We start from the raw sequence: 22,341 nt of genomic DNA, 5'->3' as shown, positions 1-22,341 counted from the left end.
GATTTTATGTTTACAATTTTGTTTTAAAACTAGTTCGTTTTACTTTTCAGGATTAAAACCAGCCTTTTCTGCCAACTTGATACGTTTGATAAAAATCTTCGTCTGATTTTGTCAGGTAAATAATTCCTTCAATTAAGCCTATTAAACCTCCTATTCCGCATAGAAGACCTAAAACAAGCTGAATAATCCCTTCTTTACTATACCCTAAATAGAATTTATGAATTCCTAATACTCCTAATAAAATAGCTAGAATTCCAGCAACAACTTTTTTGTTTTCTGGTTTTGGTCCTCCAAATTCTGATTGTGTGTTTTCCATAGTTTTATTCTTAAAATTAGTATTTAAATTAAAAAATAATCGGGCAAAAAAAATCCCATTTGTTATGATACAAATGGGATAAATATGTTTTTAGAACCAGCCTTTCTTACCTACTTGGTAAGTTTGGTAAAATTCTTCGTCTGATTTTGTCAGGTAAATGATTCCTTCAACGAAACCAATTATACTTCCAACTCCGCAAGTAACAAGAGTAATAACTAATTGGATAATTCCTTCTTGTGTATATCCTAAGATAAATTTGTGAATTCCAAATCCTCCTAATAAGATTCCAAGGATTCCGGCAACAACTTTTTTGTTTTCTGCTTTTGGTTCAGATGGTGTATTCCAAGATTCTGGTTTTGTAGTCTCCATTTTTATATATTTAGTTAATTAATTATTGCAATTCAACTTTACCAATTTCATTGATTTCTTCGATATCATTTTTAGGGTCTGATCCGTATTGATTTGGTCCGTAGTCTCCATCTGTACAAAATAAAATCAAAATCCAGATTGGTCCGGCTACTGGAATAAAAGAAACAAGATAAAACCAGCCGCTTTTTCCAATATCATGAAGTCTTCTAACAATTACTCCTAAACCCGGAAGAAGTGTTACAAATAAATAAAGTATCACAAGAACATATGCAATAATTCCTCCTGTAACAGCGTCACCAAATAATGTCCCAACTATTAATCCAATAATTATTAACGAAAACATAATTATACTGTTTGCAAGTGCAAAATACCAATATTCACTTCTTCTTGCACGACCTTTAAAGTTTGCATAGTTTTCAAAAACCACTTTTTTGTACCATTCAATCATAAATTAATAAATTAGTTAGTTTATCCCTACTCTTTTTAGGATTTTCAGTTTCTCCTTTTCTAAAATTTTGTTAAAAAAATCGAAAACAATATTAAACAAAAATAATTTTAAAAACTAATAATGAACATTACTTTTACAGAATTGCCTTGTTATTAAAAACTAAACTGATTTTATTAAAATCAAGAAGTAATTAAATTCTGATATCAATAATTTACTTCGAATACACTTTTTTTATTTTATCTACAATAACCTGCGCCAAACGCTCGTGACTTTCAAAAGTCCAACCTGCAATATGAGGCGTTAAAATTACTTTTCGCCCGTCTAATAAATACTGAAAAGCTTCGGGAGTATTTTTATCCTGAAAAAGAGTTTCAAAAGACAGTTTTTCATATTCCAAAACATCTAAACCTGCACCCAAAACTTTCCCGGTTTTCATTGTCTCAACTAAATCTGCCGTAACAATATTTTTACCTCTCGAAGTATTAATTATCCATATTGGTTTTTTGAATTCGCTAATAAACGCAGCATCAACCATTCTATCCGTTTCCGGAGTCCACGGAATGTGCAGACTCAAAACATCTGTTTTTTCCTTAAGTTCCTTTAATGAAACTTGTCTGGCATTTTCATCTCCCACATTATCCTGAATATCATAACATAAAACTTCGACATCAAACCCTCTTAGTTTTTTTGCAAATGCTTTACCCATATTTCCATAACCAATAATTCCTACCGTTTTTCCATCCAGTTCGTGACCACGGTTACTTTCTCTGTTCCATTGACCCGAACGAATTTCATAATCGGCAATATTCAATTTATTAAAAAGAGAAAGAATCATCCCTAAAGTATGTTCTGCAACCGCATTACGATTTCCTTCGGGAGCGGCAATTAGTTCAATATCTTTAGATAAAGCGTAATCACAGTCAATACTTTCTAAACCCGCACCAACACGTGCAATAAACTGCAAATTGGTCGCTTTGTCCAGAAATGTTTTATCAATTTTAAATCGGCTGCGAATTACGATCCCGTTATAATCCTGAATTTTAGCTTCAATTTCTTCTTTAGAAGATTTAAAATCGGCGTGATTTTCAAAACCTGCTTCTTCCAGTTGCTGCCAAAGAATAGGGTGATTGCTATCGATATGAAGAATTTTTATACTCATTTTTTATTCTGTTTTATTAAAACAAAAATACAGCTAATTCTTAATTGTTCCATTTTTAAATGAAAACACAATTTCAATTACTTAATCAACATCCAGATAAGGATCAAGAACTTCTGCCAATTTATTGAGCCAATAAAAATTATCATCGATATTAGGTAATTCAGATTCCAAAGTTTCACATCCGCGCATAGAACATAACGAAAGCGCATGATTTACTTGTCGTATCGTTTTGGCCATATCTTCAGGATCAATACTGTGTATGAAAAAGTCTTTTAATCTGTTTTCAAATTCTTGTGAAAGGTTTTCTGTAGTCATTATCTTATTTTTTGTTCAAATATAAAGATTTTGGACACATATTTGTGTCTTAACAAAAAATAATTGTTATGACTTTTGAAATATGAATATTTCAGAAGAAACTTATATTGAAAATCTTGGCATTCACATTAGACAACTCCGTGAAAAAAAAGGTTTATCACAGCAAGCTTTGGCTGATGACTGTGATATTTCAAAAAATCAAATTGGCAGAATTGAGAGAGCTGAAATAAATACAGGTATAAAAACTCTTATACTAATAGCAAAGGCTTTAGATATTGAACTTATAGAAATGCTAGATTTACCTTTGAAAGAGAAATAATCCGTCTAGTTTTGTCATTTCGAGGAACGAGAAATCGCACTAGAAACTCGACAAAGATTGGCGATTCTCTTTATAGATTCACGAGTGCGATTTCTCGCTCCTCGAAATAACAAAGAATGAGCATTGGGTTAGACGCACTGCAGTGCGTCTCTACGATAAAACCAGACAAAACCTTTGTCCCTTTGAACCTCTGCTCCTTTGAACCTTTCTTCCTAAACTTTTTTATTGGTCAGATTTTTTTTAACTTTGAAAAACAAGCCTCAAAGAAATTCTCTCTTTTCTAAATCACACAATCTTTCTAAAATGAAATTGACCAAGACTTTTAAAGCCTTTTTTGAAAACGAAAAATCAGGAGGATTGCTTCTATTGTTTGTTACGATTATTTCTTTGTTTGCCGCAAATTCGTCTTATGCGACGGAATATATTTCTTTTTGGGAAAAAGATCTGGGCGGACATTCGATTACACATTGGATTAACGACGGATTAATGACGATTTTCTTTTTGTTGATTGGTTTAGAATTAGAACGCGAAATTTATCATGGCGAACTTTCCAATATAAAAAATGCATCATTGCCTATTATGGCTGCTTTTGGCGGAATGCTGGTTCCTGCCGCTATATTTTTAGCTTTAAATTTTAAAACGGCAACGCAAAACGGAGCCGGAATTCCAATGGCGACAGATATTGCTTTTGCAATTGGAATTTTATCTCTTTTAGGAAACAAAGTTCCCGCATCTTTAAAAGTCTTTTTGACTGCACTTGCCGTTATAGACGATTTGGGCGCCATAATTGTCATCGCTGTTTTTTACACAAAATCAATTGCATTTTTAAATTTAGGTATTGCATTGGGAATCTGGATTTTATTGTTTCTCTTAAACCGAATGAAAGTTTACAACCTGATTCCGTATTTAATTGGCGGCGTAATAATGTGGTATTTTATGCTAAACTCTGGAGTTCACGCTACAATAACGGGCGTCATTTTAGCCTTTGTGATTCCGTTTGGAGACGGCAGCGAAAAATCGTCCTCTTATAAATTACAGCATTTTTTACATAAACCTTCTGCATTTTTTATTTTGCCTTTGTTTGCCATTGCGAATACTTGCATCGCCATAAATTCTGATTGGCATGCCGGATTAAACCATCCCAACACATTTGGAATTATTCTCGGTCTGGTAATCGGAAAACCTTTGGGAATTGCTCTTTTTTCTTCCATTGGCGTAAGTGCCGGATTATGTGCTTTACCAAAAAGCTTAAAATGGGCGCATATTTTAGGTGCCGGAATGCTGGGCGGAATTGGTTTTACAATGTCTATTTTTATTACGCTTCTGGCTTTTAAAGATCCCGAAACAATTCTGTATTCTAAAATATCCATTATTATAGCTTCTGTACTTTCTGGTGTTCTGGGATTTGCTTATTTAAAGTTTGTTCTTTCCAAAGATGAAAGCGTTTAGTTTTTTGGCACGCAGATTTTCGCAGATATAAACAGATTTAATTTTAATAATCTTAATTAAGAAATGAAAAAGTATTATTGTTTGTTTTCAGCCCTTATTTTATTATCGTCTTGTAACGATAAAAAACCTGTGACCGTAACAGAAGCCAACATACCTAAAGACACAATTGCTCTTCAAACAATTAACAATGAAAATTCAATTGAAGGAACTTATGAAACTCAATCCGAAGGAAATGATTCTGACGATTGCAAAATTTCATTAGAAATCACAAAAACAAAAGATGGTTATTCTTATTTCTTAAAAACAAAAACCAGACAATTAAAAGGAATTGTAAATTTCAGCTTAGAAGAATCTGGTGAAAAATATTTGGTTTTGGAAGATATAAAATGGGATGAATATGAAGGCGATGTAAGTAATGAAGACGAAGAAAGTGATTCTATTGCAAATGTTGAAAAACCAGAACCGGAAATCCCTGTTGGGATTAGCGCAGGTTATGTTAAAGATACATTGACAATTCAAAATTACGGTAACTCGATGAATTCTTATACAAAGCTTTCAGAATGTGGGAGGAAATATATTCGATTGATTAAAACCCAAAAGTAAAATTCCAAATTCCAATTTTCCCCACAATATTGTCATTCCGAGGAACGAGGAATCTTCGCAAGCAGCTCCGCAATCTAATATCTCAATCTTTGTCGAGTTTCTCGCGAAGATTCCTCGTTCCTCGGAATGACAAAAAGCCTAAAATAACTTTAAAACTCATTATTATGATCGCAAGAATATGGCACGGAAAAACAAAGTTGAAGATTATGAAGCTTATACCCAATTCATAAATGACACTGCAATTCCTGATTACTCAAAAACAGCTGGTTTTGTAAAATTGTCTTTTTTAAGAAATATCAAAAACAACGAAGCGCATTTTACGCTAATTACATATTGGGAAAATCTCGAAGTAATTAAAAATTTTGCGGGAGACGATTTCGAAAAAGCAAAATATTATCCTGAAGATGATGACTTTTTATTAGAATTTGAGGAAAAGGTCGAGCATTTTGAGGTTTTTGCTTAAACAATATCCTAAATGCCATCCTGAGCGAAGTCGAAGGACTTTATTGCGCATAAGGTCTTCGACTTCGCTCAGACTGACAATTCGGTAAACTTTTAAATCTCAAAAAGAAAATTCCAAATTGCTCTCAATATTGTCATTTCGAGGAACGAGAAATCTCCGCAAGTAGCTCCGCAATCTAATATCTCAATCTTTGTAGAGTTTCTTGCGGAGATTTCTCGTTCCTCGAAATGACAAAACAATGTTCAAATGCGGTTTACCTAAAACAAAAAAACCCAAACCCCAACAAGAATTGGAATTTGGAATTTTAAAATATTGGAATTTATTACTTATCCTTTAATTTGTTTCAAAGAAGTCTTAATCCCTTTTATTAAAGACGAACTGAAGCCATTATGTTCCATTTCATTTAAACCAACAATTGTACAGCCTTGTGGGGTTGTTACACGGTCAATTAATTGTTCTGGGTGCACTTTCTCTTCTAAAAGCATTTTTGCAGCTCCTTTTACGGTTTGTGCGGCAATTGCTAAAGCAGTATTAGAATCAAATCCAATTTCGATTCCTGCCTGCATAGAAGCACGAATATAACGTAAAGCATATGCAGTTCCGCATGCGCCTAAAACTGTCGCTGCATCCATTAATTTTTCGTCGATTACCGGAGCAGTTCCTAAATCCTGAAATAAGTCAACAATTGGCAATGCTTTTTCTCTGTCTTTTTCAGGGAAAGAAATACAAGTTGCCGATTCTCCAAATTGTGCGGCAATATTTGGCATAATACGCACAACCGGATATTCGTTATTTGTTTTTGTTTGAAGAACATCCAAAGACAATCCGCTTACGGCAGAAGCAATTGTTTTATTTTGAATTACCGGCAGGATTTCGGCCAAAACAGTATCTACCTGATACGGTTTTATGGTTAAAATTACCACATCGGCTTCCTGAATATTATGTTTATTATCGTTGGAAACCGTAATTCCGTATTCGGCTAAATATTGAATACTTGCAGTGTTTCTTCTGGTTACGGTAACCTGATTGTTTTTAGAAAATTTTGCAATTCCCAAGGCAATAGAAACCCCAAGGTTTCCTCCCCCTATAATATGTACTTTCATCCTGCTTGGTTTTAATTTATTTTGGACTTGCTAACAGCCTGTTTTTCGGCTGTAAATTACGCAGATTTTAAGGATTTTAAATCACTGTAATCTATTAATTTGTGGCAAAAATTTAAAACCCAAGAATCAATTTGGCTACTCCAAAATAGAGCATAATTCCAAAAACATCATTGGTTGTAGTGATAAACGGCCCGGTTGCAATTGCGGGGTCGATTTTGTTTTTATGAAGAAAAAGCGGTACTAAGGTTCCTAAAATTGCAGCAAACATAATTACCACTATCATAGAGATCGAAATAGCAATTCCCACTAAATATTGTCCGTACATAAGAGAATGATATCCCAGTAAAAGCAGGGAAATTATACTTCCGGAAATCATCGAAACGGTAATTTCTTTGCTAAAATAACTTTTACTGAATTCTTTCAGGGTTCCGTTTGCCAAACCCTGTACCACGATTGCCGATGCCTGAACTCCAATATTTCCGGCTGTAGCCGAAAGCAGGGGCACGAAAATAATTAAGGTTGAATATTTCTGAAAAGCGGTTTCATTATCTTTCAAAACAAAAGATGCTACAATCTCGATTACCATACCAATTAAAAGCCAAGGCAGACGTGCTTTTGTTAATTCAAGAACGCTGTCATTTGTTTCAATGTCCTGCGTAATACCCGCTGCTAACTGGTAATCTTTATCGGCTTCTTCTTTAATTACGTCTACGATATCATCAATTGTAATTCTTCCCACCAAACGACCAAGCTCATCCACAACCGGAATTGCCTCCAAGTCGTACTTTTGCATGATACGCGCTACCTCAACATCTTCGGTATCAACGTTTACGAAATTTAATTTTCGGATATAAACATCGCCAATTTGTGTTTTTGTAGATGAAGTCAGTAAATCTTTAAGAGACAATCTTCCTTTTAAGCGGTTTTCATCATCAACAACATAAATTGAATGTACTCTCGAAACATTTTCTGCCTGAATTCGCATTTCTTTTACGCAGGTTAAAACATTCCAGTTTTCATTGACTTTTACAAGCTCTTTTCCCATCAAACCACCCGCCGTGTTTTCATCGTAGCGTAATAATTCGACAATGTCTTTTGCGTGTTCTACGTCAAGTAACTCAGAGATAACTTCTGCTTTGATTTCCTGCGAAAGTTCAGCGATAATATCTGCCGCATCGTTTGTCTCCAGCTCATCAAGCTCTTCGGCAATTTCTTTCGGTGAAAGTCGGCTTAAGATATTCTCACGCAGATCTTCTTCTAATTCCAGAAGAATCTCGGCGGTTTTATCACTATCTAAAACTTTAAAGATATAGGTTGCTTCGTCAAAATCCAGTTCATCAAGGATTTCGGCGATATCAGCATGGTGAAGGTCGTTAAGTAAAATTTCAAGTTCATTGTCATTTTTCTTAACGATTAAATCTTCTAATTGATGAATAAATTCTTTGCTAACTTTGAACTCCATCGGCTTCTATTTTTTGAGTCAAAACAATAAATTCGTCAACGCTTAGCTGTTCGGGACGTTTATCAAAGATAGTGTCTTCTCGCAGTTTATCTGATAAATTTAATGTTTTCAAACTGTTACGTAATGTTTTTCGTCTTTGCTGAAAAGCTGTTTTTACAACCTTAAAAAATAACTTTTCACCACAAGGAAGGCTATAATCTTCCTTTCGGGTCATTTTCATCACACCCGACTTGACCTTGGGCGGAGGAATAAAAACATTTTCGCTTACAGTAAACAAATACTCAGTATCATAGAAGGCCTGAGCTAAAACGGATAAGATTCCGTAAGCTTTTGATCCTTTTTTTTCGCAGATGCGCTCTGCAACTTCTTTTTGAAACATTCCGGAGAACTCCGGAATCTGATCTCTAAACTCTAATGTTCTAAAAACAATTTGAGTCGAGATATTATAGGGGAAATTTCCAATTATAGCAAATTGCTTATCCTTGTAAACTTCATTAATATTATATTTCAGAAAATCCTGAGAGATAATCTGATCTTTTAATTTTGGATAATTTTCGCCTAAATACGCCACAGATTCTGTGTCGATTTCAATAACGTGTGTATTTATGGGCTTTTCAAGCAAATACTTAGTCAACACACCCATCCCTGGTCCTATTTCTAAAACCTCCTCGTATCCTTTTAAACTCAAAGTATCGGCAATTGCTTTTGCAATACTTTCGTCTTTAAGGAAATGTTGTCCTAAATGTTTTTTGGCTTTTACTTTTTCCATTTTCTTTCTTGTTTTGCCACAAGGGCGCAAAAGTATTCTTTTTGAGGCGAAGGGTCAAAGCTTATTTCACTTTTTTTGCCACAAAGGCACTAAGACACAAAGGCTTTTACTTTTATTCTGCCATAAATTGTCAAGGCTTTATATTTTTTTGCCACGAATTACACAAATTATCACAAATTTTAAATCTATAATCTGTGTAAATCCGTTTAATCAGCCAAATCTGTGGGCTATTTCTGTTTACTGAAAACTAAAATTAATGTTCTGAAATAACCTCCAGTTCTGTTCTGAAAGAAAGCATTTTATCTGCAAATAATTCTAAGGCTTCTCTATCAAATTTAGGTTGGTCTTCTAAATAGTACTTTTCTAAAGTATCTTTACTGTCTGTTGTATATTGAACCGAATACGTGATTCCGCCCATTTCTTCTTCAACTAAAACTTTTACGATTCTTGCTGATGAAAATTTTTGTGTTGCTAAAATCTCCGGTATGTGCTTTTCCTGCATCCATTTTAACCATTGATCGTGTGCGCTTTCGTGTATATTAGTAGTAACGTTGAAAATAATCATGTTTCTTAATTTTAGATATCAGATTTTAGATTTTAGATTCTCTGTAAAAGGTTAGAATCTAATTGAACTAAATCCAAAAATCACTTTATAATTTTTTATTTGGAATTTGGAATTTAAATTATTGAAATTTACAAATTCTTATCCCCTCTTAACTCGCGGTATTTTTTTCTGGCATCAACAAAGTAAATACTATCCTGATGGTTAAAAATTACCTTTTCATATAAAGGCTTGGCCTTTTCTACATCTTTTAATTCGTCGTTGTAAATTTCTGCTGAGAAAAACAATGCTTCATCTACATAAATTCCGTCGCTGTGGCTGTCAATGATTTGCTGGTATTGGCTTAAAGCCGAAGTATAATCTTTCTGACTTTCATATATTTTACCTAAACGCAACAATGTTACAGCTTCGATTTCCTGCCCTTTAAAGGTTTTCAGGATGTTTTGAAAATGTGTAATTGCTTCTTGTTTTTTATTTTGATAAAGTAAAAAATCGCCTTTTGCAAATTGCTTTAAAGCTGTTTGAGTCGAATCGGCAACGGTATTATCATTTATCAGTAAGAAATATTCAAGAGCGTCATTAGCAATTAATTGTGTGTTTGCCGATTTTAATTCTTTAAACTGTTTTAAAGCCCATTCGAAATCGCCTTTGTAATAACTTGTTTTTGCTGCTTTTAAACTTGCTTCATGCGACATGACATCATTCTTTAAATCCAATTGAATCTGAGAATAGTAAATTAATGCCTGATTGAACTTTTCTTCTAAAAGCAAAATATCTCCCAGCTCCATCTTTGCATCAGCCTGTTGATAAGCGTTTAAATTTAACTCTAAAGCTCTTTTTACAACAGCTTTGGCTTCTTCTGTCTTTTTTAAATTAAAAGCCAGGAAATGTGCCTGAATTAATTGCAAAGATAAGGTAAAAGGATTTATTTCATAAGTTACCAGTAATTGCTGCAGTTCTGCTGTAATGGCCGGATAATCTTTTTCCTGTGCTTTATCAATTTTAATCTGCATTAAATTGGCATTGCTCTGAATCAGTAGATCTGTATCTTTTGTGTTTAGAAGAATAAAATTCAGAATTTCAGAAGCGGTGTCTGTGTCATCTTCATTTAAGGCAAACTGACTTAAGTTTACAATACTGATTAAAGATTCCGGTTCGCGTTTGTAAATGGCTTTTTCCTGAATAAAGGCTTTTCCAAATTCTTTTTGCTGTACATAAAACCAGCTTAAATAATGATTCCAGAAAACATCCTGATCTTTTTGCGTTCTTAAAATCAATGCTTTTCGCATAGCATCTTTAAAAGCCGTATTATCTGTTTCGCCGTTCATAAAACGGGATAACTGTGTTTGGATTAAATTAGCGTTTTGCTGGTTATTATAAGATTCTGTCAGTAAAAGATCTATCATTAAATCGGTTTTTCCTAACTGGCCGTACAACATTCCAATTTGAAAATTGAAATTATAATTCGGCTGAACCTGCATGGCGGTTTGATACGCTTTTAAGGCATATTCTAATAAAACCTTTTTCTCGAAAGCATTTCCAACTCCGTAAACATCATTGGGACTGGTTTTGATTTTATCGATTGCCTGTTCATAGTAATTTTTGGCTTTCGATTCGTTTTTCTGTAACTGGTAATTGTATCCCAATTCAACTAAAAAAACACCTTGTTTATAGGCATTGTAACGACTTAAAATTGTTTTTTCGGCAAGGTCAAACTGCTGCAATTGCTGATAACAATCTATCGTTCGTAAAAAGTATTGGGTATTTGATGGTGAACTTCTTAAAAGATCTTCGTAAATGATTTTTGCTTTTTCAAAATCACCTTTGTCGTAGTAATTGTTTGCTAACTGTTCGTTTTGCGAAAATGCAAAACCAGACCACAACAAAACGATATAGATAAAGATGTTTTTCATATTTCAGTTTTTTAATGTGGTATTTTTTAGTATTCAGTCACAGTTTACAGTCTCGGTAATCGGTTCAATTAAACTGAAAACTGAGACTGCGACTGTAAACTATATACTAAAGTTAGTCAATTATATCAAATCCGCAGTAAGGACGTAAAACTTCTGGAATTACAATTCCTTCCGGCGTTTGGTAATTTTCTAAAATTCCAGCCAAAACCCTAGGCAATGCTAATGAACTTCCGTTTAATGTATGTGCCAATTGGTTTTTCCCGTCTTTGTCTTTGAAACGTAATTTCAAGCGGTTTGCCTGAAAAGTTTCGAAGTTAGAAACTGAACTAATTTCTAACCAGCGATCCTGCGCCGTAGAAAATACTTCAAAATCGTAAGTCAAAGCCGATGTGAAACCCATATCGCCTCCGCAAAGACGTAAAACTCTATATGGCAATTTTAATTCTTTCAGAATATCTTTTACATGTTCCACCATTCCGTCAAGTGCTGCGTATGAATTATCCGGATGTTCGATACGTACGATTTCTACTTTATCAAATTGATGTAAACGGTTTAATCCGCGAACGTGCGCTCCGTAAGAACCTGCTTCACGACGGAAACATGGTGTATAAGCCGTATTTAAAACCGGCAATTCGCTTTCGTTTAAGATAACATCACGGAATAAATTCGTAACCGGAACCTCAGCCGTTGGAATCAAATATAAATCGTCAATTGTTGAATGGTACATCTGCCCTTCTTTATCTGGCAATTGTCCTGTTCCGTATCCTGAAGCTTCGTTAACCAAATGCGGAACCTGAACTTCGTTATATCCTGCTGCTGTGTTTTTATCTAAAAAATAGTTGATTAACGCACGCTGCAAACGAGCTCCTTTTCCTTTGTAAACAGGAAATCCTGCTCCGGTAATTTTTACACCCAATTCAAAATCAATGATATCGTATTTTTTCACCAATTCCCAGTGTGGCTGTGCGCCTTCGTGTAAAACAGGAATATCGCCTTCCTGAAAAACATTCAGGTTGTCATCTGGAGTTTTTCCTTCAGGAACAATATCTGCCGGAAGATTGGGCAATGTATATAATTTATTGGTTAACTCAACTGCTAAAGCTTCTGCTTTTTCGCCAAGTTCTTTGCTTTTTTCTTTTAATGAAACGGTTTTTTCTTTTAAGATGGCTGCTTTAGATTTCTCACCCGCTTTCATTAATTCGCCTATATCTTTGGACAATTTATTAGATTCAGCTAAAGTATTATCTAATTCCACCTGAGTTGCACGACGATTTTCGTCTAATTGCACCACCTCTTCAACAACGCTTTTAGCATCGATATTTCGTTTTGCTAAAGCCTTGATTACTTTTTCCTGATTTTCTCTAATAAATGCGATTTGTAACATAGCTTGATTTTTATAACTATTGTATTTTTTAATAACGGAAGCAAATTTAAGGAAATGTTTGCTAAGATTACGTACAAAGTTTAGTCTAAAGTTATTTCGGGGATTTCGCAGAGATACACGGAGTTGGCACAAAGATGCACAGAGTATTTTTGTTTTTAAATGAAGTTTTTAGAATAGATTTATTCTTTGATCAGCTTAAAAGTTTCTACAGCATCTCGTACTGTAGTTTTCAAAATATAAAATCCGGAATCAAGACTAATGATGTTTATAGTTCCGTCGCTGGTTTTTCCTTTTAAAACTGATTTTGATTCGAAATTAAAGAATTCAAAATCAAAGTTTTTAGCACCGAAGTTTTCTATGGAAATGGTTGTCTGCGCCGGATTTGGCGAAACAAAAGGTTTGTTTTTAACCAATTTTTCTAATGGCTGTTTATTACAGGCACTTTCTAAAAGCGAATCCAGGTCATTTTCATCATATACCAAAGCGTAATGAAGTTCTTTTGCTTTTTGAAATAATTGGCAGGCATCATCATATTTTTTCTTGTCGAGATAAATTATTCCAAGATTTTTCATTGCATACGAATTGTTTTTATCCATTTCTAATGCAGCTTCTAAATCAGCAATTCCTTTTTTAGATTCTCCCAGTTTGTGATAAAGTAGACCTCGGGTTGTTTTTAAATCTCTTCCACCCTTTATATTTCCTTTGTCATATTGAAAAGCTTTTTCGATATTTTCAAATGCTTTTTCATACTTGCCTTCATCACTCAATAACCTGGCAAGTGCCCAATATGCTTGGGCATGATCTGGTTTTTCTTTTATAATTTTCTCTAAATAATAGCGCGCTAAATCATACGACTTTCGTTTTTGCAACAATGTTGCAAAGTTGTATAAAATGCGATAATCAGTGGGCGCGTTCTTAATTGCTTTAAAATAATAATTATAGGCAAAACCTTCCATTTCGAGACTTGCATATACACTTCCCATTCGATCGTAAAGTTTACTTCGAAAGACTGCGGTTTTCTTTTGAGCAGAATCTGACTCTGTTACTTTTTTGTTTTTCGGATCTTTGTCGATGGCAAATTCAACCTTTTTTAAATCTTCAATTGCCAAAGTATTATTACCAAGACTCACTCCTAAAACACCTCGATTATACAAATCGTTAATACTCGTTGGATTAAAATTCGTTCTTGCATTAATATCCGTCAGCATTTTTAAGGCTTTTTTGACTGATTCTTCGCGGTCTTTATTAAACGGAAGTTTATGATCTGTTCTGCCCGTCATTTTTCCGTGTGCAAAATTCCAGGTTACAAGTTTTTCGCCTTGATAATTATACTGAAAACAATCACCGTCTTTTAATCCGTCTTTATCAAAATAGAAAACTTCGTTGATCTTTCCGCTTGGATAATAGGTTTTAGAACTGTCTTGCTTTTTATCTGCACCGAACCAAATTTCGACCGAAACTACTTTATCATCATAATAATAGCGCGTAACATTATCTGCGGCCTCTTTTTGTTTTTCCTGAGCCAGCAAGAAAAAAGGCCAAATGAGTACAACAAAAAAGATTTTTTTTGACATGTTTTGTTTCAATTGAATGCGAATTTACAAAAACCGATTTCGATCGTCTTTTTTAAACGAATAAGTTTTTCCGTCAAATTTCAGTTTTTGGAATTCTTTTTTGACTTTTAGGTCGCTTTTTTGCTGAATGTCGTTTTCTAAATCTTCTTCGGCCGCGTCTTCATAAGTATAGATTTTTGAAACTAATAAATCATAAAAACCGCTTGTTTGCGAGGCAGAAAGACTTATCCCGGTTTCTAAGGTTTCTATTTGATACGTTCCTCCTCCGTTTGAATCTCCGTTTGCGGAGCGAATTGGGTATTCGTATAAAACTTTCCTGATTCTGTTTCCATCAAAAGTGACAATAGTAAATTTTTCTTCAGAATACATTACAACTCTGCTGTTTGAATATACTTCTGTGCTAAAAGCTATGGCCGGAGTTTTGTCATTCAACTGTAATACATTATTCAAAATATATGTTTTTGCAACTCTTAAACCTTCATTTTCGTAATAACCGAGATTTTTATCGGTTTCTTCTGCCAGAATTTTTCCGTCTTCATTATTAACAAAAACGAATTTTCTTTCGTAGTAATTGCCTAAATCTTCTTCGCCCGACTTTGTTTTGTTTTTCTTAATAACACAAATCACAAAAAAGGTTGTTTCGTTGTTGTAGCGAATTGAACTTACATCTTCAATTTTAATATTGGAATATTTGATGTTTAGGTTTTCGGCGGTTTTTTTGAGCAGGCTCAAATTGAGTTCTTCGGAAGGAACAATGTCTTCACTTTTTCTAAAAAGAAGCTGTTCTGCTGGTTTTGGGTTTTCAGACTGAACGGCTAACGATGGGGCGTTTTCGTCAATGATCTGTTTTTCATTTTTTCCACAGGAATATAGAAATAGAAAAATGCCACTGAGAATTAAGTAGGTTTTAATTTTCATTGGTGTTGATTTTAAAATTAGGGGCTATCAAATATAAAATATTCTTAGTTAGCTTTTTAAATAAAATCAAAAATTTAATAAAATTGGTAAATTATTTATATTCTACTAACAATTCTCTTAATTCATTGCTTTTTAAAAACACAGCAAATCGTCCTGCCAAAAGCAGCATATCTCTTTCTTCTGGTCTGATTCGGAGTTTTGTTTCAATGTGTGAGGTGTATTCATACATTAACAGAGTTTCTCCGGCTGTAAATTCTGAAAATTTATCTTTTTGAAGTGTTGCAGCGATTATCTCACCGTCTTTGTTTTTTCTGAATGCGCTTTCACCGAATTTGTTTACAATATCTGTTTTAAATTCATTATATAATTTAAACCAGCCGGCAGCGTCGTCATTTGTGGTTTTTAATTCTGTTATCAGTTCTTCGTACTTTTCATCTTTTTGCATTTTTTGCAAATGATTTCGAATAGTAGTAAAACCTATAACCTGGTAGTTTTTTACCGGAATTTTATAGCGCTCAAAAGTGTTTTCTACGTCTCTGTCAAAAGTTATGTATCGGGTTTGAACAGTATAAAGTGAAGCAGTTTCAAAAAGGGAAAGCAGTCCAATTTTCGTATCGTTGATATATGGTGTTTTTTTACCTTGTCCGAGACAATCAATAAAAAGCGCTTTTTTGTTTTTATCATCAACAGTAGTATCGGCATGGAGCAACTCAACCAAAGTTTTATAACCTGTATTATCTGAAGCGCCTCCGTCAATAATACATAAAATTTTATCCTGATTTTTAATCCCGAATTTCACCTTTGGGAGAACGCCCGGAAAAGCAGAACTTGCCGTAATTCCGTAAGTTACCGGAAAATTGTAACCGTCGTTTATTTTGTTTTGATTCAAAACAAGATCAGCTTTATTGGGCGCAAGTGATTCATCTATAGCTAATCCTTTGATGATATGCGGCATAAACGGAATGCGTTCGCCGTTATTAAAAGCGGTTCCGTTGGCAACAAACATAGGCAGCGAAGGTTGTGATTTGCTTTCCTTTGGAACAAAAAAATCAGACAAAAGCATTTGAGTATCAAATTTATCTTTGTTGTAAGGATTCGTCACATCGTATTGCAAAATATCGGCATCAATGCGTTGTGACATCGATATTTTATCGCCTTTTTCATTTCGGCTGTTGTTTAAAAGCGATAAAATATTGGCCGATTTATCTACATAATCTTTGAAGGCATCGGCTTTTGAAAAGTAAAATTCGTTGAAGGAACAATTATCATGATGCAGTTTGTTTTTTAAAACGGTTAAATAATATCCCGCCGAAAAACAACCTCCAGAAACGGTTGAATAATAATCGATTTCATTTAAAAAATTGCGCTGGAGATAATTTTCGTCAATTTCTTCAAGTCCGAGAAGAACGCCCATACTAAAAAACTGTGCACGCGAGCCTCCGCCAGAAATCCCGATTCCGAGTGCAATATGCGGGTTTTGAAACTTTTGATCTCTTTCCTGAACCGATTTATAATCCGATAAAGAAACCGCAGGAATCGAACTGTAATTAATCTCTGAAAAAAGGTTGATTTTATTTTGGGAAAATCCTTTGTCTAAAAAAACAAGAAACAACATTACCAGCTGCAGTCTTTTAATTTTCATGCTAAATTCTTTTAATTAATATTGTTTATTCAACATTAAACAATCTGAGTATATACGAGAATTCGTAGAGAATATACGGAACTAAATTTAAACCAATTAATTCAGAAAGAAGTGTTTACGTGGAAAAAAGTTTATTCCACAAAGCTGCACGGAGATTTTTCGCAGAGATTCGCAAAGAATATTTAAAGTAGTGTGAATTAATCTCGCAAAGTCGCGAAGTCGCAGAGAAATAAAACTTTGCGACTTCGCGACTTTGCGAGATTAAAACATAAAACCTTAGCGAATCTCTGCGAATAAACTTTGTGAATCTTTGCGGCAGAAAAAACTACGCACGTTTAATCTCGTGCCCAACATATTCCTCCAGATCCGCAAACATTTCGTCTACAGAAAGGACTTCAAAATCGGGATGATTTTTTAAGAAATTGGCGTTTAGTTCGGCAAGGTTTTCTTCTAATTCAAAAAAAGTGTCATTGTTCAATGAATCACGAATTGGATTTACGCCTTCTAATTTCGCTTTCAGGAATTTTCCGAGCTTGATATTACTTATTAGTTTCACTTTTTTGCTTTGCTCCAGAAATAATTCTAAATGTTTTTCGGCACCAATTAGAGCCAGACCTTCTTCGATAAGTTCGTTTAATTCTTTGTTCCAGCCTGAATTGTAGACAAATTGCGAAAAATTCCCTTCTGTATATTGTGAATAGTAATAATCGAGATAATAACTCGTCAATGCATCTTCATGAATAAATTCGTCGTCTACACCTTCTTCTCGCATTAAATTGATTACCGAAATATTAGAGTGAATAACATCTTGCGGATTTTCACTTTTCATTGCTGTTTCAGAAACTATTATTCTACCGAATTCCTCCATTTGGGTTTTGTTTTGAGATTTGTTTTTGCTGAGATCAAGATCTTCGCCGTTCTTTTTTTCATTCATTTTAGCTGTTAAAGCCTTTAATCTTTTGGCCTGAGCTTCTTTTTCTTCTCGAAGCTTCGCCTTTTTTCTGTTCAGCAACTTAGTGTGCAAGGCCTTATTTTTGGTATTTTTTTCGGGTCCCTTTGCCATGATTTAGATTATTTAATTTTCAAAATAAAAAAAGCAGTAAATACAAATTTACTGCTTTTCTTAAAGACTATATTATTCTCTGGAATTTTTCAACACTAAAACTACTTTGATTTCGGGATAATGGCTGCATAGAATTCGATAAAATCAAATGGGAAAACCTTCGGCATGATAAATGTAATAATGTGATTTTTAACATTTAACCAAAAACCACCAAAACTATGAAAACCACTATTTGCAAAAGTTTACTTCTTTCTCTTTTAATTACCAATATCTGGTCAGTCGTTATGTTTTTTATTTATTATTTTGATAACCCCGTTCTTTTTAGTGGCTTTAAAACACTTTTTATCTACATATGGAGTTGCTGGATTAGCTCGGGATTGGGTCTATTGATTTTTTTACTTTCATTTTTAAGAATTTGGAAATCAAATCAATCAAAAGTTTTTCTGCTAATACTTATTGACTGGTTTAATATTTTCTTTTCAATATTGCTTGTCGTAACTGTTTGTTTCGAAATAATTAGACATGAAGCTATAACTGGGTTTTATCTTTTTACTAATTTTATTCTTTCAATTCTAATTTTCGCTCGTGCAAGAAGAATAATCAGAACAACTATATGAACTTCCCAAAAAACATAACTCTATTTTTCCTTTTAGGAATTCTCTCCATTTTAGCAGGAATAATTTATGCCATAATCCTGATAACAGGAAATTCGGCACAAGATGGTTTATTGGGAATTTATATTTTAATGGGTTTGATCCCTGTTTTTCTGGTTATATTGATTGATCGATTATTGGTTAGAAAGTTTGGAAATCAAAAAGTCAATAAAGCTCAATTCTCTTTTCTGTTATTTATTATACTTTTATGGATTGTTAGAGCTATTGCGAATTTGTTCGTTTAAATTATGAGGAAAACAGTTTTATTAATTACGATCGGGTGTCTTTTCTTCGGTTGCAAAAAAGAAGAAACAACAGAATTTCCATTTGACAGTTTGGTTTTATCTTCTTCAAATTTAGCTGAGATTAATTCAATAAAATTTACAAGGAGTGATACCGTGTATTTTCAAAGGACTTATCCTGATCCTCCACAAAATTTCTATGCAATAATTTCAAATGATAAAAAAATTGAACTAAACCAGTATCTTCAAAATCTAAACCTAAACAAATATAAGCCTCTATATTATGATGAAAATCTCGACGATGGTCAGGGTTATTTAATTCAGGTTAGAACTAAAGACACAAACAGATCGGTTTTTATATATGGTCAAGATGCTCCTAAAGAACTTTATAATTACATTGATTCGTTAATTGCTTTAAGAGAAGATTTGAATTTTATAACAACAAAACAAATTATTGACTTTGGTGATTTAAGTTCAATTCTTCCGATACCACCTCCACCTTTAAAAGAGAACTAACAAATATGACCCCAACCTTCTTCCCAACCCAGGAAAAATTTAGAGAATGGTTAGAAAAGCATTATCAAAAAGAAACCGAACTTATTGTTGGTTTCTATAGAGTGAGCTCCAAAAAACCATCTATGACCTGGTCAGAATCTGTAGATCAGGCACTTTGTTTTGGCTGGATTGACGGCATTCGAAGAGCTATTGACGAGGAAAGTTATACGATTAGATTTACGCCAAGAAAAAAGTCGAGTATTTGGAGTGTTATAAACATTAAAAAAGTCGAAGTGCTCACAAAAGCCGGATTGATGAAAGAAGCCGGAATAAAAGCTTTCGAACACAGATCTGAAGAAAGATCTAAAATTTACTCGCATGAAAATGAAGCGTATGTTCTCGACCCTGAGTTCGAAAAGCAATTTAAAGCTAATGAAACAGCTTGGGAATATTTCAACAATCAGGCGCCATCCTACAAAAAAGTAATAATTCACGTAATTATGAGCGCCAAACAAGAAAAAACCAAACTTGCAAGATTAGAAAAAGCAATAAAATTTAGCGCTGAAGGAAAGCGAATGTTGTAAAATAATGAAAGTCTATTTTACCAGCAGTTCAACCCGAAATTTTGAATCCTGAAGGTGAACTTCTTTTAATAAAACAACTATAAAAATGGGTATTTTTCCTGTAGGTTAATTACAATAATAAACCGTAATTTTATTGCCTCAAAAAAAATAAAAGAAATAAAGAATGGAAGGAAGAAAAGCATTAGAATATTACGTTTTAGATGTATTTTCAAACGAAAGTTACAAGGGGAATCCACTTTCTGTGGTTTTTACCGATGGTAATTTAAAATTAGAAACCTATAAGGATATTTCTAAAGAATTTGGCTATTCTGAAACCTCTTTCGTCTATTATTCTACAACCGAAAAAGCGCTGACTGTTCGTTCGTTTACTCCAACCGGAATTGAAATCGACGGCGCAGGACATAATTTATTAGGCGCTGTCTGCGGTGCTTTACTAAAAGGAATGCCCATTTTTGAAGAGCAAAACGAAAGTGAACCTTTTGTAATTATGAAACGTTCCCCAATTCCGTTAACGGTGAGTTTTGATCCTGTTACTTTTTATCCTGTTGTTCAAATGCATCAAAAATCGGCAGTTATCAAACAGGAAATTCCAACTTATAGAATTGCGGTAGCTCTCGGTTTAAAAATTGAAGACTTAGATGTGAATTCTTTTGTGCCAACAATAGTTAAAACAGAAGTTGCACACACAATGGTTCCCATAAAAAACAGTCGATTACTTAATAGCTGTGTTCCAGATAATCAACTCTTAATCGAAATCTCAAAAGAATATAATTTTGAAGGTTTTTATTGTTTCACCATTGCCGATGAAGGTCAGGAACATATAGTCGAAACGAGATTTTTTAACCCAATAATCGGGATATACGAAGATCCGGCAACGGGAACAGCTGCAGGCCCGTTAATTGGCTTTTTAACACAAAAGAAATTCACTAAATCTGAGAAAGAGTATAAAATTCTTCAAGGCGTAAAATTAAAACAAGCATCAATGATTGAAGTTATGAACCGTGAAGAAGATATTTTAGTAGGCGGTTCTTCGATTATTACGATGAAAGGGGAATTGTATATTTAAACTATCACATTTGATGGTATAGCTTCATATTATGGATAAGAAAAAACGAAAAGAACTATCAAAGCAACGTGAGAAAGAAGAACTAATCGAATTCAGACAAAGCCTTCCTATTAATGAAAATATATTCCCAAAGTTATTTGATTTTTTAGATGACGAATTAAAACATGGATGTGATCATAGTTCAGTGATTACAAAAACATTTTTACAAAAAACCGGAGTTTCAAATATAACTGAAGTCATTGAATGGTTATCCGAAAATGGTGGTTATTGCGATTGTGAAATTTTAGCAAATGTTGAAGATTCGTTTGATTATCTTAATCCGCCTAAAATTAATTCTATTGTTAAAAAAGATATTCAAAAACAAAAAATCAATAGTTTAAAAACTGATTTTGGTTTTTGTATCGAAAAAGTTCCTTCACCGTGGAATCTAATAGAAATAACCTCAACAAACAGCAAAGAATACCAATTTCAAATAGGAAAAAACAATAATTGCACAGTTAGTTTACAAACTCATTTCTCTTCTTTTCAATATGATAATGACGAACAGTGGATAAATCTCTGGATAAATGAAACTGAACTAAATTATAATCTTGAAGACTTAGCTATCGAACGTATTCAATTAGGTAATTATTCTGCAATTATTACAAAAAACAAAAATTGGACTCCAGTTAAAATTTGGTGCACAAACAGAGACAATCCACAATGGTTACTAAAAATGAATACTGAATTAAGCAGACATAAAGGTGACATTAAAGAATTAGAAAAACTATTGAATAACATTATATAAATAAAAAAAGCGACATTAAATGTCGCTTTTTTTATATCAATTCGATAATTCGAATTATTAGTTCGTTTTCATTGGCGGTAAATCAAACGCAACAGAATCATGTTCGAAATTGTTTCTGTGTCCTCCATCGCAAAATGGTTTGTTATTAGATAATCCGCAACGGCAAAGCCCAAGTGCAGATCTTCCTTGTAAACCGTAAAGTACTCCTTCTGGATCCATGATTTCAAAATCACCTTCTATTTTGATCGATCCGTTTTTATTGATGATTAATTTTGTCTTGCTCATAAACTTGTTTTTTTGTTTTTTTTCGGAAAGCAAAGATTGCGAAATAAATCTTGAAGATTTTACTGGTAATGCTAGTTTAAACTGGTTCTATTTTATTGAATTTTACCACAGAGAGTTTTCGCAGAGATTCGCGGAGTTTTTTATTTTTTGAATCTCGCAAAGTCGCAGAGACGCAAAGCTTTGTTTCACGAAGATTGCGCAGATTTAAGTAAAAATCATTTTAATCCTTTTAATCTGTGGCTAAAATTAAAAAACTTTGCGTCTCTGCGACTTTGCGAGATTATTTCGCCACAACAACAAAAATCTTTGCGAATCTCGGCGAAAACTCTCGGCGAATCTCGGCGTAATAACAAAATCTCAATTCTATTGCTTATTTTTGCACTCAATAAAATTGAGTT

At 33.6% G+C, this 22,341-nt stretch carries 25 protein-coding genes; 9 read left to right on the top strand and 16 right to left on the bottom strand.

What is annotated here, in order from left to right; genetic code table 11:
• Window positions 1-52: 52 nt before the first annotated feature.
• From ACODSB_RS15430 to ACODSB_RS15410, 5 genes are all read right to left on the bottom strand, one after another.
• The gene (locus tag ACODSB_RS15430; protein ID WP_053473982.1) at window positions 53-316 is read right to left on the bottom strand and encodes a TM2 domain-containing protein; all 264 of its coding nucleotides are present in this window, start codon (window positions 314-316) and stop codon (window positions 53-55) included.
• Window positions 317-406: 90 nt separating this feature from the next.
• Window positions 407-685: a TM2 domain-containing protein gene (locus ACODSB_RS15425; protein ID WP_053473981.1), complete on the bottom strand. Its 279-nt coding sequence runs from the start codon at window positions 683-685 to the stop codon at window positions 407-409.
• A 22-nt stretch (window positions 686-707) separates the two neighbouring features.
• Window positions 708-1,133 carry a DUF805 domain-containing protein gene (locus ACODSB_RS15420; protein ID WP_180856086.1) on the bottom strand — a complete coding sequence of 142 codons (426 nt, stop codon included), beginning with the start codon at window positions 1,131-1,133 and terminating at the stop codon, window positions 708-710.
• 211 nt (window positions 1,134-1,344) lie between these two features.
• Window positions 1,345-2,292: a 2-hydroxyacid dehydrogenase gene (locus ACODSB_RS15415; protein ID WP_488937697.1), complete on the bottom strand. Its 948-nt coding sequence runs from the start codon at window positions 2,290-2,292 to the stop codon at window positions 1,345-1,347.
• 81 nt (window positions 2,293-2,373) lie between these two features.
• Window positions 2,374-2,607, bottom strand: a complete 234-nt coding sequence (locus tag ACODSB_RS15410; protein ID WP_053473978.1) for a hypothetical protein — start codon at window positions 2,605-2,607, stop codon at window positions 2,374-2,376.
• Between the two features lie 82 nt (window positions 2,608-2,689).
• On the opposite strand from ACODSB_RS15410, the gene ACODSB_RS15405 reads away from it, so the two are divergent.
• The 4 genes from ACODSB_RS15405 to ACODSB_RS15390 all read left to right on the top strand — a co-directional run bounded on the left by ACODSB_RS15405 (window position 2,690) and on the right by ACODSB_RS15390 (window position 5,441).
• Window positions 2,690-2,926: a helix-turn-helix domain-containing protein gene (locus tag ACODSB_RS15405; RefSeq protein WP_488937696.1), complete on the top strand. Its 237-nt coding sequence runs from the start codon at window positions 2,690-2,692 to the stop codon at window positions 2,924-2,926.
• A gap of 303 nt (window positions 2,927-3,229) precedes the next feature.
• Complete coding sequence (gene nhaA, locus ACODSB_RS15400) at window positions 3,230-4,375, top strand: Na+/H+ antiporter NhaA (protein ID WP_488937695.1); 1,146 nt, start codon at window positions 3,230-3,232, stop codon at window positions 4,373-4,375.
• Between the two features lie 63 nt (window positions 4,376-4,438).
• Window positions 4,439-4,978 carry a hypothetical protein gene (locus tag ACODSB_RS15395; RefSeq protein WP_488937694.1) on the top strand — a complete coding sequence of 180 codons (540 nt, stop codon included), beginning with the start codon at window positions 4,439-4,441 and terminating at the stop codon, window positions 4,976-4,978.
• Window positions 4,979-5,156: 178 nt separating this feature from the next.
• Window positions 5,157-5,441: an antibiotic biosynthesis monooxygenase family protein gene (locus tag ACODSB_RS15390; protein WP_488937693.1), complete on the top strand. Its 285-nt coding sequence runs from the start codon at window positions 5,157-5,159 to the stop codon at window positions 5,439-5,441.
• 326 nt (window positions 5,442-5,767) lie between these two features.
• Here ACODSB_RS15390 and proC read toward each other — a convergent pair whose 3' ends face one another.
• The 10 genes from proC to ACODSB_RS15340 all read right to left on the bottom strand — a co-directional run bounded on the left by proC (window position 5,768) and on the right by ACODSB_RS15340 (window position 17,831).
• Complete coding sequence (gene proC / locus ACODSB_RS15385; protein WP_053473062.1) at window positions 5,768-6,544, bottom strand: pyrroline-5-carboxylate reductase; 777 nt, start codon at window positions 6,542-6,544, stop codon at window positions 5,768-5,770.
• Between the two features lie 112 nt (window positions 6,545-6,656).
• Window positions 6,657-8,006, bottom strand: a complete 1,350-nt coding sequence (gene mgtE, locus ACODSB_RS15380; RefSeq protein WP_053473063.1) for a magnesium transporter — start codon at window positions 8,004-8,006, stop codon at window positions 6,657-6,659.
• Entirely contained in the window at window positions 7,990-8,775 is a 786-nt protein-coding gene (gene rsmA, locus ACODSB_RS15375; RefSeq protein ID WP_488937692.1) for a 16S rRNA (adenine(1518)-N(6)/adenine(1519)-N(6))-dimethyltransferase RsmA, read from the bottom strand. The genes mgtE and rsmA overlap by 17 nt, the downstream gene beginning before the upstream one ends.
• Before the next feature lie 253 nt (window positions 8,776-9,028).
• A complete protein-coding gene (locus ACODSB_RS15370) occupies window positions 9,029-9,340 on the bottom strand; it encodes a DUF4286 family protein (RefSeq protein WP_053473066.1) in 312 nt (103 codons plus the stop codon).
• A 128-nt stretch (window positions 9,341-9,468) separates the two neighbouring features.
• Window positions 9,469-11,250, bottom strand: a complete 1,782-nt coding sequence (locus ACODSB_RS15365) for a tetratricopeptide repeat protein (RefSeq protein ID WP_488937691.1) — start codon at window positions 11,248-11,250, stop codon at window positions 9,469-9,471.
• Window positions 11,251-11,362: 112 nt separating this feature from the next.
• On the bottom strand, window positions 11,363-12,634 hold the full coding sequence (gene serS, locus ACODSB_RS15360; protein ID WP_053473068.1) for a serine--tRNA ligase: 1,272 nt from the start codon (window positions 12,632-12,634) through the stop codon (window positions 11,363-11,365).
• A gap of 179 nt (window positions 12,635-12,813) precedes the next feature.
• Complete coding sequence (locus ACODSB_RS15355) at window positions 12,814-14,208, bottom strand: tetratricopeptide repeat protein (RefSeq protein ID WP_488937690.1); 1,395 nt, start codon at window positions 14,206-14,208, stop codon at window positions 12,814-12,816.
• Between the two features lie 24 nt (window positions 14,209-14,232).
• The gene (locus ACODSB_RS15350) at window positions 14,233-15,126 is read right to left on the bottom strand and encodes a hypothetical protein (RefSeq protein WP_053473070.1); all 894 of its coding nucleotides are present in this window, start codon (window positions 15,124-15,126) and stop codon (window positions 14,233-14,235) included.
• Between the two features lie 91 nt (window positions 15,127-15,217).
• Window positions 15,218-16,768: a patatin-like phospholipase family protein gene (locus ACODSB_RS15345; protein WP_488937689.1), complete on the bottom strand. Its 1,551-nt coding sequence runs from the start codon at window positions 16,766-16,768 to the stop codon at window positions 15,218-15,220.
• Between the two features lie 325 nt (window positions 16,769-17,093).
• Window positions 17,094-17,831, bottom strand: coding sequence for a DMP19 family protein (locus ACODSB_RS15340; RefSeq protein ID WP_488937688.1), 738 nt, complete (start codon window positions 17,829-17,831; stop codon window positions 17,094-17,096).
• Between the two features lie 613 nt (window positions 17,832-18,444).
• Here ACODSB_RS15340 and ACODSB_RS15335 point away from each other — a divergent pair.
• The 5 genes from ACODSB_RS15335 (at window position 18,445) to ACODSB_RS15315 (ending at window position 21,658) form a co-directional block, all read left to right on the top strand.
• A complete protein-coding gene (locus tag ACODSB_RS15335; RefSeq protein ID WP_488937687.1) occupies window positions 18,445-18,729 on the top strand; it encodes a hypothetical protein in 285 nt (94 codons plus the stop codon).
• Between the two features lie 3 nt (window positions 18,730-18,732).
• Window positions 18,733-19,242: a hypothetical protein gene (locus ACODSB_RS15330; RefSeq protein ID WP_488937686.1), complete on the top strand. Its 510-nt coding sequence runs from the start codon at window positions 18,733-18,735 to the stop codon at window positions 19,240-19,242.
• Between the two features lie 5 nt (window positions 19,243-19,247).
• A complete protein-coding gene (locus ACODSB_RS15325; RefSeq protein ID WP_488937685.1) occupies window positions 19,248-19,805 on the top strand; it encodes a YdeI/OmpD-associated family protein in 558 nt (185 codons plus the stop codon).
• Window positions 19,806-19,968: 163 nt separating this feature from the next.
• On the top strand, window positions 19,969-20,871 hold the full coding sequence (locus ACODSB_RS15320; protein ID WP_488937684.1) for a PhzF family phenazine biosynthesis protein: 903 nt from the start codon (window positions 19,969-19,971) through the stop codon (window positions 20,869-20,871).
• A gap of 31 nt (window positions 20,872-20,902) precedes the next feature.
• The gene (locus ACODSB_RS15315; protein ID WP_488937683.1) at window positions 20,903-21,658 is read left to right on the top strand and encodes a DUF2695 domain-containing protein; all 756 of its coding nucleotides are present in this window, start codon (window positions 20,903-20,905) and stop codon (window positions 21,656-21,658) included.
• A 57-nt stretch (window positions 21,659-21,715) separates the two neighbouring features.
• Here the strand turns inward: ACODSB_RS15315 and ACODSB_RS15310 are convergent, their stop codons facing one another.
• Window positions 21,716-21,943 (bottom strand): CDGSH iron-sulfur domain-containing protein, encoded by a 228-nt coding sequence (locus tag ACODSB_RS15310; protein ID WP_035632488.1) that lies wholly within the window; start codon window positions 21,941-21,943, stop codon window positions 21,716-21,718.
• Window positions 21,944-22,341: the final 398 nt, after the last annotated feature.

It is taken from the genome of Flavobacterium sp. FG68 (assembly GCF_057808895.1).
The sequence above is the reverse complement of the archived record's forward strand: the minus strand, read 5'-3'. Positions and strand labels throughout refer to the sequence as shown.